This window comes from Agromyces hippuratus, assembly GCF_013410355.1.
GTDB lineage: Bacteria > Actinomycetota > Actinomycetes > Actinomycetales > Microbacteriaceae > Agromyces > Agromyces hippuratus.
Map to the genome: position 1 here is coordinate 1,703,932 of NZ_JACCFI010000001.1, position 13,489 is coordinate 1,717,420.

12 protein-coding genes are annotated in these 13,489 nt (G+C 70.9%); 5 read left to right on the top strand and 7 right to left on the bottom strand.

Annotated elements, in window-relative coordinates; translation table 11 throughout:
* Positions 1-14 precede the first annotated feature (14 nt).
* The 5 genes from BJY17_RS07965 to BJY17_RS07985 all read left to right on the top strand — a co-directional run bounded on the left by BJY17_RS07965 (position 15) and on the right by BJY17_RS07985 (position 5,584).
* Positions 15-800, top strand: coding sequence for a DeoR/GlpR family DNA-binding transcription regulator (locus tag BJY17_RS07965; RefSeq protein ID WP_179550886.1), 786 nt, complete (start codon positions 15-17; stop codon positions 798-800).
* Positions 801-1,961, top strand: a complete 1,161-nt coding sequence (nagA, locus tag BJY17_RS07970) for an N-acetylglucosamine-6-phosphate deacetylase (protein ID WP_179550887.1) — start codon at positions 801-803, stop codon at positions 1,959-1,961.
* 424 nt (positions 1,962-2,385) lie between these two features.
* On the top strand, positions 2,386-4,314 hold the full coding sequence (locus tag BJY17_RS07975; RefSeq protein ID WP_179550888.1) for a sigma-70 family RNA polymerase sigma factor: 1,929 nt from the start codon (positions 2,386-2,388) through the stop codon (positions 4,312-4,314).
* Positions 4,311-5,192, top strand: a complete 882-nt coding sequence (gene purU, locus BJY17_RS07980) for a formyltetrahydrofolate deformylase (RefSeq protein WP_179550889.1) — start codon at positions 4,311-4,313, stop codon at positions 5,190-5,192. Before BJY17_RS07975 ends, purU begins: the two co-directional genes overlap by 4 nt.
* Positions 5,193-5,215: 23 nt before the next feature.
* The gene (locus BJY17_RS07985) at positions 5,216-5,584 is read left to right on the top strand and encodes a YrdB family protein (protein ID WP_179550890.1); all 369 of its coding nucleotides are present in this window, start codon (positions 5,216-5,218) and stop codon (positions 5,582-5,584) included.
* A 97-nt stretch (positions 5,585-5,681) separates the two neighbouring features.
* Here the strand turns inward: BJY17_RS07985 and BJY17_RS07990 are convergent, their stop codons facing one another.
* The 7 genes from BJY17_RS07990 to BJY17_RS08020 form a co-directional block, all read right to left on the bottom strand.
* A complete protein-coding gene (locus BJY17_RS07990) occupies positions 5,682-6,467 on the bottom strand; it encodes a glucosamine-6-phosphate deaminase (protein ID WP_179550891.1) in 786 nt (261 codons plus the stop codon).
* Positions 6,446-7,399 carry an ROK family protein gene (locus tag BJY17_RS07995; protein ID WP_179550892.1) on the bottom strand — a complete coding sequence of 318 codons (954 nt, stop codon included), beginning with the start codon at positions 7,397-7,399 and terminating at the stop codon, positions 6,446-6,448. The genes BJY17_RS07990 and BJY17_RS07995 overlap by 22 nt, the downstream gene beginning before the upstream one ends.
* Positions 7,396-8,931 carry a glycoside hydrolase family 3 protein gene (locus BJY17_RS08000; protein WP_179550893.1) on the bottom strand — a complete coding sequence of 512 codons (1,536 nt, stop codon included), beginning with the start codon at positions 8,929-8,931 and terminating at the stop codon, positions 7,396-7,398. The genes BJY17_RS07995 and BJY17_RS08000 overlap by 4 nt, the downstream gene beginning before the upstream one ends.
* Entirely contained in the window at positions 8,928-9,860 is a 933-nt protein-coding gene (locus BJY17_RS08005; RefSeq protein ID WP_179550894.1) for a carbohydrate ABC transporter permease, read from the bottom strand. The genes BJY17_RS08000 and BJY17_RS08005 overlap by 4 nt, the downstream gene beginning before the upstream one ends.
* Positions 9,857-10,816, bottom strand: a complete 960-nt coding sequence (locus tag BJY17_RS08010) for a carbohydrate ABC transporter permease (RefSeq protein ID WP_307836913.1) — start codon at positions 10,814-10,816, stop codon at positions 9,857-9,859. The genes BJY17_RS08005 and BJY17_RS08010 overlap by 4 nt, the downstream gene beginning before the upstream one ends.
* Before the next feature lie 120 nt (positions 10,817-10,936).
* The gene (locus tag BJY17_RS08015; RefSeq protein ID WP_179550895.1) at positions 10,937-12,232 is read right to left on the bottom strand and encodes an extracellular solute-binding protein; all 1,296 of its coding nucleotides are present in this window, start codon (positions 12,230-12,232) and stop codon (positions 10,937-10,939) included.
* 75 nt (positions 12,233-12,307) lie between these two features.
* Positions 12,308-13,489, bottom strand: coding sequence for an ROK family transcriptional regulator (locus tag BJY17_RS08020; protein WP_376866735.1), 1,182 nt, complete (start codon positions 13,487-13,489; stop codon positions 12,308-12,310).

Below are 13,489 nucleotides of genomic sequence, written 5' to 3' on the forward strand. Positions count from 1 at the left end.
AAGGAGCGCAACGGATGAATCGTGCCGAGCGATTGAGCGCCGTGCTCGACCTCCTCGCCGAGGGCGGTCAGGTCGACGTCGACCAGATCGTCGAGCGCCTCGAGGTGTCGCCCGCGACGGCCCGGCGCGACCTCGACGCCCTCGCCCGCCAGCAGCTGCTGACCCGTACGCGCGGCGGCGCCGTGGCGCACTCCGTCGCCTACGACCTGCCGATCCGGTACAAGAACCAGCAGAACCCCGATGCGAAGGCCGCGATCGCCCATGCGGCGAGCGCCCTCGTGCCGCGCGGAGCCGTCATCGGCCTCTGCGGCGGCACGACGTCGACGGCGATCGCGGATGCCCTCATGTCGCGCGCCGACATCATGGAGCCGGCCCCCGACCCGAGCCTGACCGTCGTCACCAACGCGATCAACATCGCCATGCAGCTCGCGATGCGCCCGCAGATCAAGACGGTCGTGACCGGCGGCGTCGTGCACGCCCGCTCGTACGAGCTGGTCGGCGCGTACACCGACGCGGTGCTCGGCAGCATCACGCTCGACCTCGCGTTCATCGGCGTCAACGGCATCGACCCCGTCGTCGGGCCGACCTCGCACGACGAGCGCGAGGCCGCGGTCAACGCCCTCATGGCCGCCCGCGCGACGCAGGCGGTGCTCGTGGCCGACTCCTCGAAGATCGACAAGCGGGCGTTCGCGGCGATCGGGCCGAGGCGGCTCTTCTCGACCGTCATCACCGACGCCGGGGCCACGCAGGAGCAGCTCGAACGGCTGTCGGACGCGGGCTACGACGTTATCGTTGCTTAGGTGAGCACCCCACCCGTCGTCATCCATTCCGCGCGTCTCGTGAGCGGCGCCGACACCGTCACCGACGCGTGGGTGCGCTTCGACGGCGATCAGGTGACCGCGCGCGGCATCGGCGACGGCTGGCGCGACGACATCACGGTCGAGCAGGCGACGGTGACGGATGCCGCGGGGCGCTTCCTCACTCCGGGATTCATCGACATCCACTGCCACGGGGCCGGCGGCGCGGCCGTCGACGAGGGCGACGCGGCGATCGAGACGGTGCTCGCGGTGCACAACGCGCACGGCACCACGCGTTCGGTGCTCTCGCTCGTCACGGCATCCGTCGATCGCCTCGCTCGAGACCTGGCGACCATCGCCCGCTTCGCCGAGCGCGATCCGCGGGTGCTCGGCTCGCACCTCGAGGGGCCGTTCCTCGACACGGAGTTCCGCGGGGCGCACGATCCCTCCCTGCTGCGCGGTGCCGACGAGGCATCCGTCGACCTGCTGCTCGCGGCCGCGGCCGGCACGCTGCGGCAGATCACGATCGCCCCTGAGCACGACGGCGCCCTCGAGGCGATCACGCGGTTCGTCGCCGCCGATGTGCGGGTCGCCGTCGGCCACACGGGCGCCGACTTCGAGACCGCCCTCGCCGCGTTCGACGCCGGCTCCTCGATCCTGACGCATGCGTTCAACGGCATGCGGGGCATCCACCACCGCGCGCCCGGCCCGGTGACGGCGGCGATGCACGCCGACCACGTCACGCTCGAGGTCATCAACGACGGGGTGCACGTGCACCCCGACGTCGTGAAGCTCGCCTTCGCCGGCGCACCCGGCCGAGTCGCCCTCGTCACCGACGCGATGGCGGCGACGGGTTCCGCCGACGGCGTCTACGACCTGGGGTCGCTCGAGGTCGTCGTGACCGACGGCGTCGCACGCCTTCGCGAGGGCGGGTCGATCGCAGGCTCGACGCTCACGCAGGACGAGGCGCTCCGACGAGCGGTGCTCGAGTGCGGCATCCCGCTCGACGAGGCGGTCGGAGCGCTCACCGTGACGCCGGCCGCGGCGATCGGCCGTTCCGGCGACCTCGGACGACTGGACCCGGGATTCGCCGCCGACGCCGTGCTGCTCGACGCCGACCTCGGCGTGCAGGCCGTGTGGGGCGCCGGTTCGCGCCTGGCCTGATCGGCGCGTCGTTCGGGACGGGGCCCGGAAGCGTGTTCCCCATCGCTTCCGAGACCCCCGCCCGTTCCGGACGGGGCCCGGAGGCGTGTTCCCCTTCGCCTCCGAGACCCTCGCCCGTTCGAACGGAGTGCATCGTTCCCCCGATGCGCTCCGCTCATCCGCCGGCTGTGCCGGCACCCGTCTCGGGTGTTCGGGTCGCCTGAGACGGCGGTTGGTGGACGACGTTCGCACGCCTTCCACCTGAGAGACGGCGATGCGCGGCATTCATGACGCGGATTCGGAGATTTTTTTCCGCACCCGTTTCCCAGCGATCTCTGGTGGAATGGGAGCACCCGAATCTCCGCGTCATGATCCCCCTCAGGGCGCGTCTCTTCGATGGACCGCTTCGACCTGCGGATCCCCCTGCTACCCGAAGGAGCCCGTCGTGCCGCCGCTGCGCACCGACCGATCGGCCGACGCCGCGCTCATCGAGCGCACCCGCCGCGGCGACGGCGCGGCGTACGCCGAACTGTGGGAGCGGCACTCCGCGTCGGCGCGCACCGTCGCCCGTTCGTACAGCTCGCTCGACCCCGACGACCTCGTCGCCGAGTCGTTCACCAAGATCTACAGCGCGATCCTCTCGGGCGGAGGGCCCACCGGGGCCTTCCGGCCCTACCTCTTCACGACGATCCGCAACACCGCCGCGGGCTGGGGGCGCGCGCGCCACGAGACGACGCTCGAGACGCTCGAGTCGTTCGAAGACCCGGCCACCAGCGAGTCCGCCACGCTCGATGCCCTCGACCGCAGCGCCACCGCGCAGGCCTTCCGCGCGCTGCCGACCCGCTGGCAGGAGGTGCTCTGGTACTCCGAGGTCGAGAACATGACCCCGCAGCAGATCGCACCGCTCCTCGGCATGAGCGCCAACAGCACGGCGGCCCTCGCGTACCGGGCGCGTGAGGGGCTGCGGCAGTCGTGGATCCGCGTGCACCTGCGCAACCCCGCCAACGCGCCCGAGTGCCAGTGGAGCATCGATCGCCTGGGCACGTACACCCGCGGCAAGCTCCGAGCCCGTGAGACCACGCGCCTCGAAGCGCACCTCGACGACTGCGCCCGATGCACGATCGTCGCGGCCGAGGCGCGCGAGGTCGGCTCCCGGCTCGCGCTCGTGCTGCTGCCGCTGACCGCCGGCATCGGCGGCGCGACGGCGTATTCGGCCTGGCTCTCGCAGGGCGCACCGGTCGCCGAGGTCGCGATGGGCGCCGCCGCGATGCCCGCCGCCATCATCGGCCACACCGCCGGCGCGGGCGCCTCGGGCGCGGCCGGCTCCGCCGCAGGGGCGGGCTCGACCGCGGGTGCAGGAAGTGCAGGCGTCGCCGGCGGGGCATCCGCGACCGGTGTGGGCGCCCTCGGTGGTTCCGGCGTCGTGGTCGGCGTCGGCGCGGGAGCGCTCGTCGCCGCCGCGGCCGTCGCCGCCGTGATCATCGTGCCCGGCATCGTGGCCCCAGCCGAACCCGCGCCCGCCGTTGCGGCGGTCGCGCCACCCGAGTCCGAGTCGACTGGACCGATCGACGAGGCCCCGCCGGCCATCCAGCCCGACCCCGCGCCGCCGGTCCCCGTGGTCGAGCCGGCCCCCGACCCCGCAGAGGAGCAGGCCGAGCCCGATCCCCAGCCGGTCGAGCCGAGCCCTGCACCGTCGCCGTCGCCGTCGCCGTCGCCGCCACCGTCGCCGACGCCGACGCCGACCCCCGATCCGGAGCCCGAGCCGGTCGACACGGTGGCTCTCCCTCCGTCGGTGAGTGGCGCTGACACCGCGAACGGCCTCGTCGACCCGGTGCTCTCAGGTACGGCAGAGCCCGGTGCGAGCATCCACGTGACCGTGCAGTCGGCGGCGAACGCGGCGCTCGCGGCATCCGTCGACGTGCAACCCGACGCAGTCGCCGACGACAACGGCGACTGGTCGCTCACCTACAGCGGCCTGCCGGCCGGGAAGCACCTGCTCACCGTCACGCAGACCGATCGGGCGCTCAACACCTCTGCGCCGACCGCGCCGATCGAGGTCGCCCTGTCGAGCCCCTCGATGCGGCTGCAACGCGTCTGGAACGGCGGCTGGTGGGGCTGGCGCGTGACCTTCGCCGGTGAGCCCGGTGCCACCGTGCAAGTGCTCGGCGATGGGCAAGAACGCCGGCGGGAGGTGCTCGATGCAGCAGGTGGCCTCATCCTCCCCGGACTGTACGACGTCGACTCCAGCCTCGAATACACGGTGCGATACGCTGCGGACGGCAGGTTCGGACCTGCTGCTCCTGCCGAGTTCCGGCCGGGGACCGGCGGCGGCCTCGGGGACGCACCGGCCGCGCCCGCTAGTCTGGCGGGATGACCGAGCACGTCCCGGGCGCGCCCCCTGAACACCTCCACCACTGGGTCGTCACGCTGAGCTGCGCCGACGGCCCCGGCATCGTGCATGCGATCAGCGGGGCGATCGTGGCGGCACGCGGCAACATCACCGAGAGCCAGCAGTTCGCGAGCCTCGACACCGGCAACTTCTTCATGCGCCTCCAGGTCGAGTCCTCGGCCGGCCGCGACGAGTTCGAGGCAGCGCTCGCCCCGGTCACCGAGCGCTGGAACATGCAGTGGCACCTCGACGAGGTCGGCCGGCCGCTGCGCACCCTCGTGCTCGCCTCGACCGCCGGCCACTGCGTCAACGACCTGCTGTTCCGCCAGCGCGCGGGCCAACTGCCCGTCGAGATCCCGCTCGTGCTCTCGAACCACGGCACCCTGCGCGACCTCGTCGACTTCTACGGCGTGCCGTTCGAGTCGCTCGCGGTGACGGATGCCGTCTCGAAGGCGACGTTCGAGCGCCGGGTGCTCGACGCCGTCGACCAGCACGACATCGAACTCGTCGTGCTCGCCCGCTACATGCAGATCCTCTCGCCCGAGCTGTGCGCCGCCCTCGAAGGTCGCTGCATCAACATCCACCACTCGTTCCTGCCCGGCTTCAAGGGCGCCAACCCCTACCGCCAGGCGCACTCGCGCGGGGTGAAGCTCATCGGCGCGACCGCGCACTTCGTGACGAGCGACCTCGACGAGGGGCCGATCATCGAACAGAACGTCGTGCGGGTCGACCACTCGCGCAGCCCTGGGGAGCTCGTCGCGATCGGCCAGGACGAGGAGAGCCGAACGCTCAGCCAGGCGGTCAAGTGGTTCGCCGAGCGCCGGGTGCTGCTCGACGGGGTTCGCACGATCATCTTCCGCTGAGGTCGCGGGTAGGCTTGTCGGTTGTGAGCGACGCACAACAGCACGAGCAGCAGCCGAAGATCGGGCCGAACGACATCCTCCGGTTCCTCCTCGAACTCTTCGCGTTCGTCTCCCTCGGCATCTGGGGCTTCCTGGCGTTCCCGCTGCCCTGGCCGGGCGTGCTCGTCGGCATCGGCGCGCCCCTCCTCGCCATCCTCGCGTGGGCGCTGTTCGTGTCGCCGAAGGCGGTGTTCCGCGTCGACGCGTTCGGCAAGGCGATCGTCGAGATCGCCGTCTTCTCGGCCGCCGCGATCGGCTGGTGGACCCTCGGCCAGCCCGTCGTCGCCATCGTCTTCGCCGTCGTCGCCGCGGTGAGCGGCATCATCAACGGACGCAAGGAACTCGCGGGCTGACCCGCGGCGACCCCGGCAGGGCCGCTTCTCCCCCACCGACGCCGAAGGGGCGAGCGGATGCCGCGGCATCCGCTCGCCCCTTCGAGTGATGCTTCGCTCAGATGCCCTGCCAGGCGGGCTTGTTCGCCCAGGCGTGGCGGTAGTAGTCGAGGTTCTCGAGTTCTGCAGCTGCGGCCTCGTCGACGATGACCGTGGTGTGCGGGTGCAGCTGGATCGCCGAGCCCGGCTGGCTCGCCGAGACGGGCCCCTCGACGGCGGCCGCGACCGCGTGGGCCTTCGCGGCGCCGAACGCGAGCAGCACGAGGTGTCGTGCGCGGAGGATCGTGCCGATGCCCTGCGTGATGCAGTGCATGGGCACATCGGCCGGCGAATCGAAGAAGCGGGCGTTGTCGAGGCGGGTCGCCTCGGTGAGGGTCTTGACCCGGGTGAGGGAGGCGAGCGACGAGCCCGGCTCGTTGAAGCCGATGTGGCCGGTGCGCCCGATGCCGAGGATCTGCAGGTCGACACCGCCGGCCGCCGTGATCGCCGCCTCGTAGTCGGCGCCGGCGTGCTCGATCGAGGCGGGGTCGCCGTTCGGCACGCGCACGAGCTCGGGGGTGAGCCCGAGCGGCTCGACGACCTCGCGGGAGATGACCGCACGGTAGCTCTCGGGGTGGCCGGCCGGCAGCCCGACGTACTCGTCGAGCGCGAATCCGCGCACGCCGCGCACGTCGACCGCGTCGTCGGCGATGCGTCGCGCGAGCGCACGGTAGCTCGCGAGCGGCGTCGAACCGGTCGCGAGGCCGAGCACCACATCGGGCTTCGAGCGGATGAGCGAGACGATCGTGTCGGCCACGAGTGCGCCTGCGGCGTCTTCGTTCGCTACGACGACGACTTCAGCCATGGGTCTTCTCCTACGAGGGCGGCGCCGACGGCGGCCGCTGGGAATCCGGGTGGAATGACCTGCACGCGAGTGGCGAGGTCGATCGATGCGAGGAAGGCCGACTCGGCCGCCCACCGATTCAGGATACGGCGTATGCCGACGAGGAGCGGCCCACCGAGGGCGGCGAGCCCGCCGCCGATCACGACGGTGTCGACGTCGACGGTCAGCACGAGCAGCCGAACCGCCGCGGCGACGCCGGTGAGGAAGTCCTCGCGCACCGCGATCGCGTGCGCGTCGCCGGCGTCTGCGGCATCGAAGAGTTCACGTGCCGGATGCTCGGAGTCCGATGGCCAGGTGCGTGCGATCGCGAGGCCCGATGCCACCGTCTCGAGGCATCCGCGCTGCCCGCACCCGCACACCACTCCGGCGGGGTCGATCGGGATGTGGCCGATCTCGCCGGCGACGCCGTGGCCGCCGCGGAGGAGCCGCCCGTCGAGCACCACCCCCGCCGCGAGTCCCGTGCCGAGGTTGAGGTACGCCATCGAAGCGGCCCGAGGCTCGCCTGGCCGGTCGACCCGGTCGCCCGACCGGCCGAGCAGGTGGTGGGCGCCGAGCGCCGCCGCCTTCACATCGTTCTCCACGCGCACGTCGACGCCGAGGCGGTCGAAGAGGCGGCGACCGAGGTCGAGTCCGTCGAGCCCGAGGTTCACCGCGTGCTCCACGCGGCCGGTCGCGCTGTCGACGGCCCCCGGGATGCCGATGCCGATCGAGGTGAACGACGCCGCACCGACCCCCGACAGCTCACTCATGCGCTCCACGGTGCGCAGCGCGGTCGCGACGACCTCCTCCGCGCCGAAGCCCGTGGGCATGCGCACCTGGTCGGTCAGTTCCCCATCGGCACCGATCGCCACCGCGGCCGTCTTCGTGCCGCCGATGTCGATGCCGAGCCTCACGACGTCGCCACCGCGGCCCTGAGCACGTCGTCGACGAACTCGATGACCGCCTCGCCGAGGAGGCGCGAGGCCCCGAACGTCGAGACGTCGGCGTAGGCGCGATCATTCGACGGCCAGCCCATGTCGATCGTCACGACGTCGTCGCGCACCGCGCGCAGCGCATCGATCGCCGCGCGGGCGAACTCGTGCCGGTGCAGGTCCTTGCCCACGACGAGCACCGTGCCCTGGAGCGCTGCCGGGTCGACGAGCCCCCGGTGCGCCGACACGGCGACCGTCTCGGCGCCGCCGAGCCACGACGGGCTCTCCGAGACGTCTTCAGCGGCGAAGGGGCCCCACGGAGCGACGCCGACGGCGATGTTCGCGACGGCGTCGACGCGCACGACCGTGCCGACCCGGGTCGATCGGGCGAGACGTTCGCGTGCGGCATCCGTCACCTCGAACGAGCCGATGACCCGGCCGATCTCCTCGGTATCGTGTCGCGGCTCGATCGAGGCCGGCAGCGCCGGCCCGGCGGGCACGGGCACCGAGTCCTCTGCGAGCGCGCGCACCCTGGCGGCGGACTCGCGCACACGCGCCTCGGGGAGCCGGCCCGTCGCGATCGCGTTCTCGACGGCGGCGACGATCTCGGCCATCTCCTCGGCCGAGTTGTCGGTGCCGATGCAGAGCAGGTCGCAACCGGCGGCGAGGGCGCGCACCGCAGCTTCGGGGATGCCGTGCACGCCGCTCGCCCCCTTCATGTCGAGGGCGTCGGTGACGATGACGCCGTCGAACCCCAGCTCCCCGCGGAGCAGGCTGTTGAGGATCTGCGGAGAGAGGGTGGCCGGGTTCTCGGGATCGAGCTCGGGGATCAGGATGTGCGAGGTCATGATCGTGCGGCTGCCTGCGGCGATCGCGGCCCGGAACGGCACGAGCTCGCGCTCGCGCAGGGTGGCGAGCGGCACGTCGACGACCGGGAGCGCGAGGTGGGAGTCCGTCGCGGTGTCGCCGTGGCCAGGGAAGTGCTTGGCGCTGGCGGCGACGCCGGTCTGCTGCAGCGCCGTCGTCCACGCGGCCGAGTGGCGCGCCACGAGCTCGGGGTCGGCGCCGAAGCTGCGGATGCCGATCACCGGGTTGTCGGGGTTCGCGTTCACGTCGACGTCGGGGGCGAAGGTCACGGTGCATCCGGTGGCGGCGAGCGCCTCCCCCACGGCCCTGGCGACGCGGGCGGTCAGCTCCACGTCGTCGATGCGGCCCAGCACCGCGTTGCCCGGGAACGGCGCACCGCGGTCGTAGAACAGCCGGGTGACGTCGCCGCCCTCCTCGTCGATCGCGATCACGGCGAGCGGATTCGCCGCGCGCAGCGACGCGTTCAACGCGCGCAGCTGCTCCGGCGATTCGATGTTCGGACCGAAGATGCAGACGCCCCCGAGCCCGTCGCGGAGCAGCTCGAGCACCCAGTCGGGGGCGTCGAGGCCTTCGAACCCCGGCAGCAGCGTCGTGAGGACGTCCCGGCGGAGGTCGGTGCCCGCGCCGGTCGAGTCGGTGCCGGTCATCCCTTGACCGCTCCGCTCACGAGCCCGCTGGTCATCCGTCCCTGCACGATGAGGAAGAACACGATCACCGGCACCGCGACGAGGGTGGACGCGGCCATCACCTGGCCCCAGTCGGTCTCTCGCGTGGCGCTGGCCTGGATGAACCCGCGCAGCCAGAGCGGCAGTGTGTGCATCTGTTCGGCGGGCAGCAGCACGAGGGCGACCGTGAACTCGTTCCACGCCTGGAGGAACGCGAACACACCGGACGCCACGAGGCCGGGAGCCAGCAGCGGGAACGTGATGCGCATGAACGCCTGCGTGCGGCTGAGGCCGTCGACCATCGCCGCCTCCTCGAGGTCGGCGGGGATTCCGGCGACGAAGCCGCGCAGCATCCACACCGTGAACGGCACGACGGCCGCGGTGTAGATGATGCTGACGCCGATCACCGAGTTCAGCAGGCCGACGCTCGAGACCATCTTGTACTGCGCGATGAACAGGCCCTCGGCCGGCAGCATCTGCACGATGAGCACGGCGAGCACGAAGGCCTTGCGGCCCTTGAACCGGAAGCGGCTGATCGCCACGGCCGCGAGGAACGCGAACAGCAGGCAGCAGAAGACCGCGATGAGCGTGACCGAGAGGCTGATGCCGAGGGCCGAGTAGAACGAGCCGCCGTCGAGCACGTTCTCGTAGTTGTCGAGCGAGCCGCCGATGGGCAGGAACGTCGGGATGAAGGACTGCAGCGTGCGGTTGGGCAGCAGTGACGAGTTCAGCATCCAGTAGACGGGGAAGGCCCAGGCGATCGCGATCACGAACGCGAGGATCGTGAGCACGACTCGGCGGGGGCGGAAGCGCCGGCTCCACCGCGTGCGGGTGCGGACTCGGGCGACGGGGATCGCCGACGCGGTGGCTCCGAGCTCGCCGCCGGTGGGGATCGTGACGGAGGTGGTCATGACTGTTCGTCCTCCTTGAGCAGGGAGCGCACGTAGAACCAGCTGATCGCGAGGGTCAGTGCGAGCACGAAGATGGAGACGGCCGACGCCATTCCGAAGTCCTGCGATCCGGCGCCGAGCTTGTAGATGTAGGTGCCGAGCAGGTCGAAGTCGGAGGCCTTCGAGCCGGCGTCCTGCAGCATCGTGATCTGCGTGAACACGCGCAGGTCCCAGATGAGCTGGAGCAGCAGCACGATCATGATGACCGGCCGGATCATCGGCATGATGATGTAGCGCAGGCGCTTCGCGCCGTTCGCGCCGTCGAGCTGGGCGGCCTCGAGCACCTCGTCGGAGACCTGGGTGAGGCCGGCGTACACCGAGAAGGCGACGAACGGCACCGACATCCAGATCACGATGATGCTCGCGACGATGAAGAAGGTGAGCGGGTTCGACAGCCACGAGAAGCGGTTCATGTCGACGCCCGGGATCATGTCGAGCAGGTAGTTCACGACGCCGCGCCGGCGGTCGAAGAGCCAGATCCACACGGTCATCGCGGCGACGACGGGCATCGCCCAGGCGAGCAGCAACGAGATCTGCAGCGTGAGTCGCGCGGTGCGCCCCACCGCCGTCATGAGCATGGCGAGGAGGAGTCCCACGACGAGCGTGAGGGCCGCGGTGATGAAGCAGAACAGCAGCGAACGACCGACGACCTGCCACATGGTGGGATCGGTCGCGAGGGTGATGTAGTTCTCGAATCCGACGAAGTCCGCCGGCTGTCCGAACTGCTGCTTGATGCCGAATTCCTGCATCGAGGTGATCACCTGCCACACGAGCGGGTAGCCCATGCCGACGAGGAGGATGAGGATGGCGGGGATGAGGAGCAGGTGGGGCACCGAGAGGAAGCGGCGCCTGCCCGCGGGGGTGCGAGGCTTCGCCGGTTCAGTCGCGACGACATCGCGGGTGATGGAATCTGTCACGGTCTCATCCTCCTTTCGAGTGGTGCTGGTGTCACGGACTTCATGGGTGGGGCCGCGGGCGAAGACTCGCCCGCGGCCCCGCGTGTTGCAGGTTGCGGATGCCGCGGCATCCGCTCGGTGCTAGTTGAGGAGCTCGTTCAGCTTCTCGTCGTACTCGGCAGCGAGGTCGGCGACGTCGCCGCCGCCCGAGACCTTGCCGAAGAACTCCTCGAGGATGCCGGCACCCTCGACCGCTGCCCAACCGGGAGCGGCAGGGGTCAGCTTCGAGCCGGCGGCCGACTCGATGAGCGCCTTCGCGAACTGGTCGTCACCGAGGCTCGACGCGTAGTCGAGGTTGGCCGGGCCGAGCCCGTTCTCGCCGAGCATCGTCTGGTACTCCTCGGAGAAGATGATCTTCATGAGTTCCTTGGCGCCGGCCTGGTTCTTGCTGGCCGCCGACACGGCGATGTTCGATCCACCTGCGAAGACCGGGGCGACGCCGCCGTCGACGCCGGGGAGCACGAAGGTGCCGAAGACGTCGTCGTTCCACGTCGCGATCGTCTTGGTCGAGTCAGCGGGGTCCGGAGCGAGGTCGCCGATCGACCAGTGCGCCCATCCGGGAGCGATGATCGTGGCGGCTTCGGGCTTGCCGGTGGCGTCGTTGTTGTTGATGTTCACCCACGGGGTGCTGTCGAACTCGGTGACGGGCGCGTTCGAGGCACCCGTGAAGAGGGCCTGGAACTGCTCGAGACCCTTGACCGACTCGTCGGACGAGAGGGCGCTGACCCACTTGTCGCCGTCCTTCACCGCGAGCTCGCCGCCGTTGGCGAAGATCCACGAGATGCCGTTGCGCCAGTCGGAGCCGCCGATGTAGAAGCCCGACTGCGCGTCGGTGCGGAGCGACGTGACGGTCTCCCCGAACTCGTCGAGCGTGGTGGGAACGGTCTTGCCCGCGGCGTCCCAGATGTCCTTGCGGTAGAAGTTGTAGCGCGAACCGAAGTAGTACGGCAGCGCGTACTGGGCACCGTCGACCTCGCCGACCTCGACGAACGACTTCAGCAGCTTGTCGCCGCCGAGCTCGTCGTACATGTCGGAGAGATCGGTGAAGGCGCCCGCGTTCGTGAACGTCGGCGACCAGGTGTTGCCGATCTCGGTGACATCGGGGGTGTTCGCGGCGTCGGGAAGCGCGGTGGTGAGCTTCGCGACCGCGTCGCCCCAGCCCTGCTCCTCGATCGTCAGCTTGCCACCGGTGGCGTCTGCGTACTCGGACTTCAGGTAGTCGCGCAGCGCGTCGGGCGTGTCGCCGCCCATCAGCCAGAGCGTGATGTTCTGGCCATCTGCAGACCCGTCGTCGGCAGGCTCGCCGGTCGAGCTGCAACCGGCGAGAACGAGTGCGGCGGCGGTTGCGATCGCCGCGGCAGCGTACTTCCTCTTCATTGCGGTTTCCTTCTCTTGGTTGGGGTGTGGTGCGCCGGAACCGGTTCGGGTGAACACGTCCGGATGGCGGGTCAGCTAGGTGACCCCGAGTTGTCCGGAAAGGACCATGACGGCCGCGCCGCGAAGGACGATGTCCTCCGCCTGCTCGGACATCCGGAGCCTCAGATCACGGTTGAATTCCGTCATCGTCCGCTTCCGGAGCGTGTCGACGGCGGCCTCGTGGAACACGCCGTCAAGCAGTTGTGCCGGGCCGCTCAACACGACCTCGGAGAGGTTCAGTGCGCCGACCACGGGTGCGAGCACGATGCCGAGTCGTCGGCCTGCCTCGCGGAGGATGTCGTCACGAGCGGATGCCGCGGCGCCGGTGCCGCCGAGTTCGGCGAGCTGCGCGGTCAGCCGCGGTGCGGCCACCCATGCCTCGAGGCATCCGTCCCTGCCGCAGGCGCAGCGGGGACCGCCGTCGGTGCCGACGACGACGTGCCCGATCTCGCCGGCCGCGAAGCCGCCCCCGACGACCGGTCGTCCGCCGATGATCAGGCCGGCGCCGACACCGTGGCCGACCTTGACGAGCAGCAGGTCGTCCTGATCGGAGGAGCCGTGCTCGGCGAGCACGGCGACGTTCGCATCGTTGGCGACGTGCACGGGCAGCGCGAAGCGTGCGGCGAGACGGGCCTGCAGGGCGACGTCGCTCCAGCCGAGGTTCGGGGCCGAGCGCACGACCCCGTGCGGGTCGACGACACCGGGCGAACCGATGCCGATGCCGAGCACCGGGGTCGAGGTGCGGGCGAGCAGGCGCTCGACGAGCGCCTCGACGAGGAGCACGGCCGACTCGCCGGTGGCGCCGTCGCGGCAGACCTCGTCGCGATCGATGATCTGGCTGTCGAGGCCGACCACCGCACCGCGGAACACCTCGTGCTCCGAGAGGTCGACGCCGATGATGTGGAACGCCTCGCGGTCGACGTCGATGAGCGTGGCCGGCTTGCCGGGGCGGACGTCTTCGCGCTGCCCGAGCTCGATCACGAGGCCCTCTGCGATGAGGTCGGCGACGAGGTCGGAGATCGTGACCCGGGTGAGACCGGTCTCGCGCGCGACATCCGCTCGGCTCTGCGCGCCGGCCGAGTAGAGGGTCTGCAGCACGAGTGCGCGGTTGTGGGTGCGGGCGTGCTCGGGCAGCACCTTGCCGGTGGGGCGGAGGGCGCGCGAGCGGCCGAAGATGACGGCGCCGGGCGTGGCCGCGGCGCGCAGTTCGGATGCCAC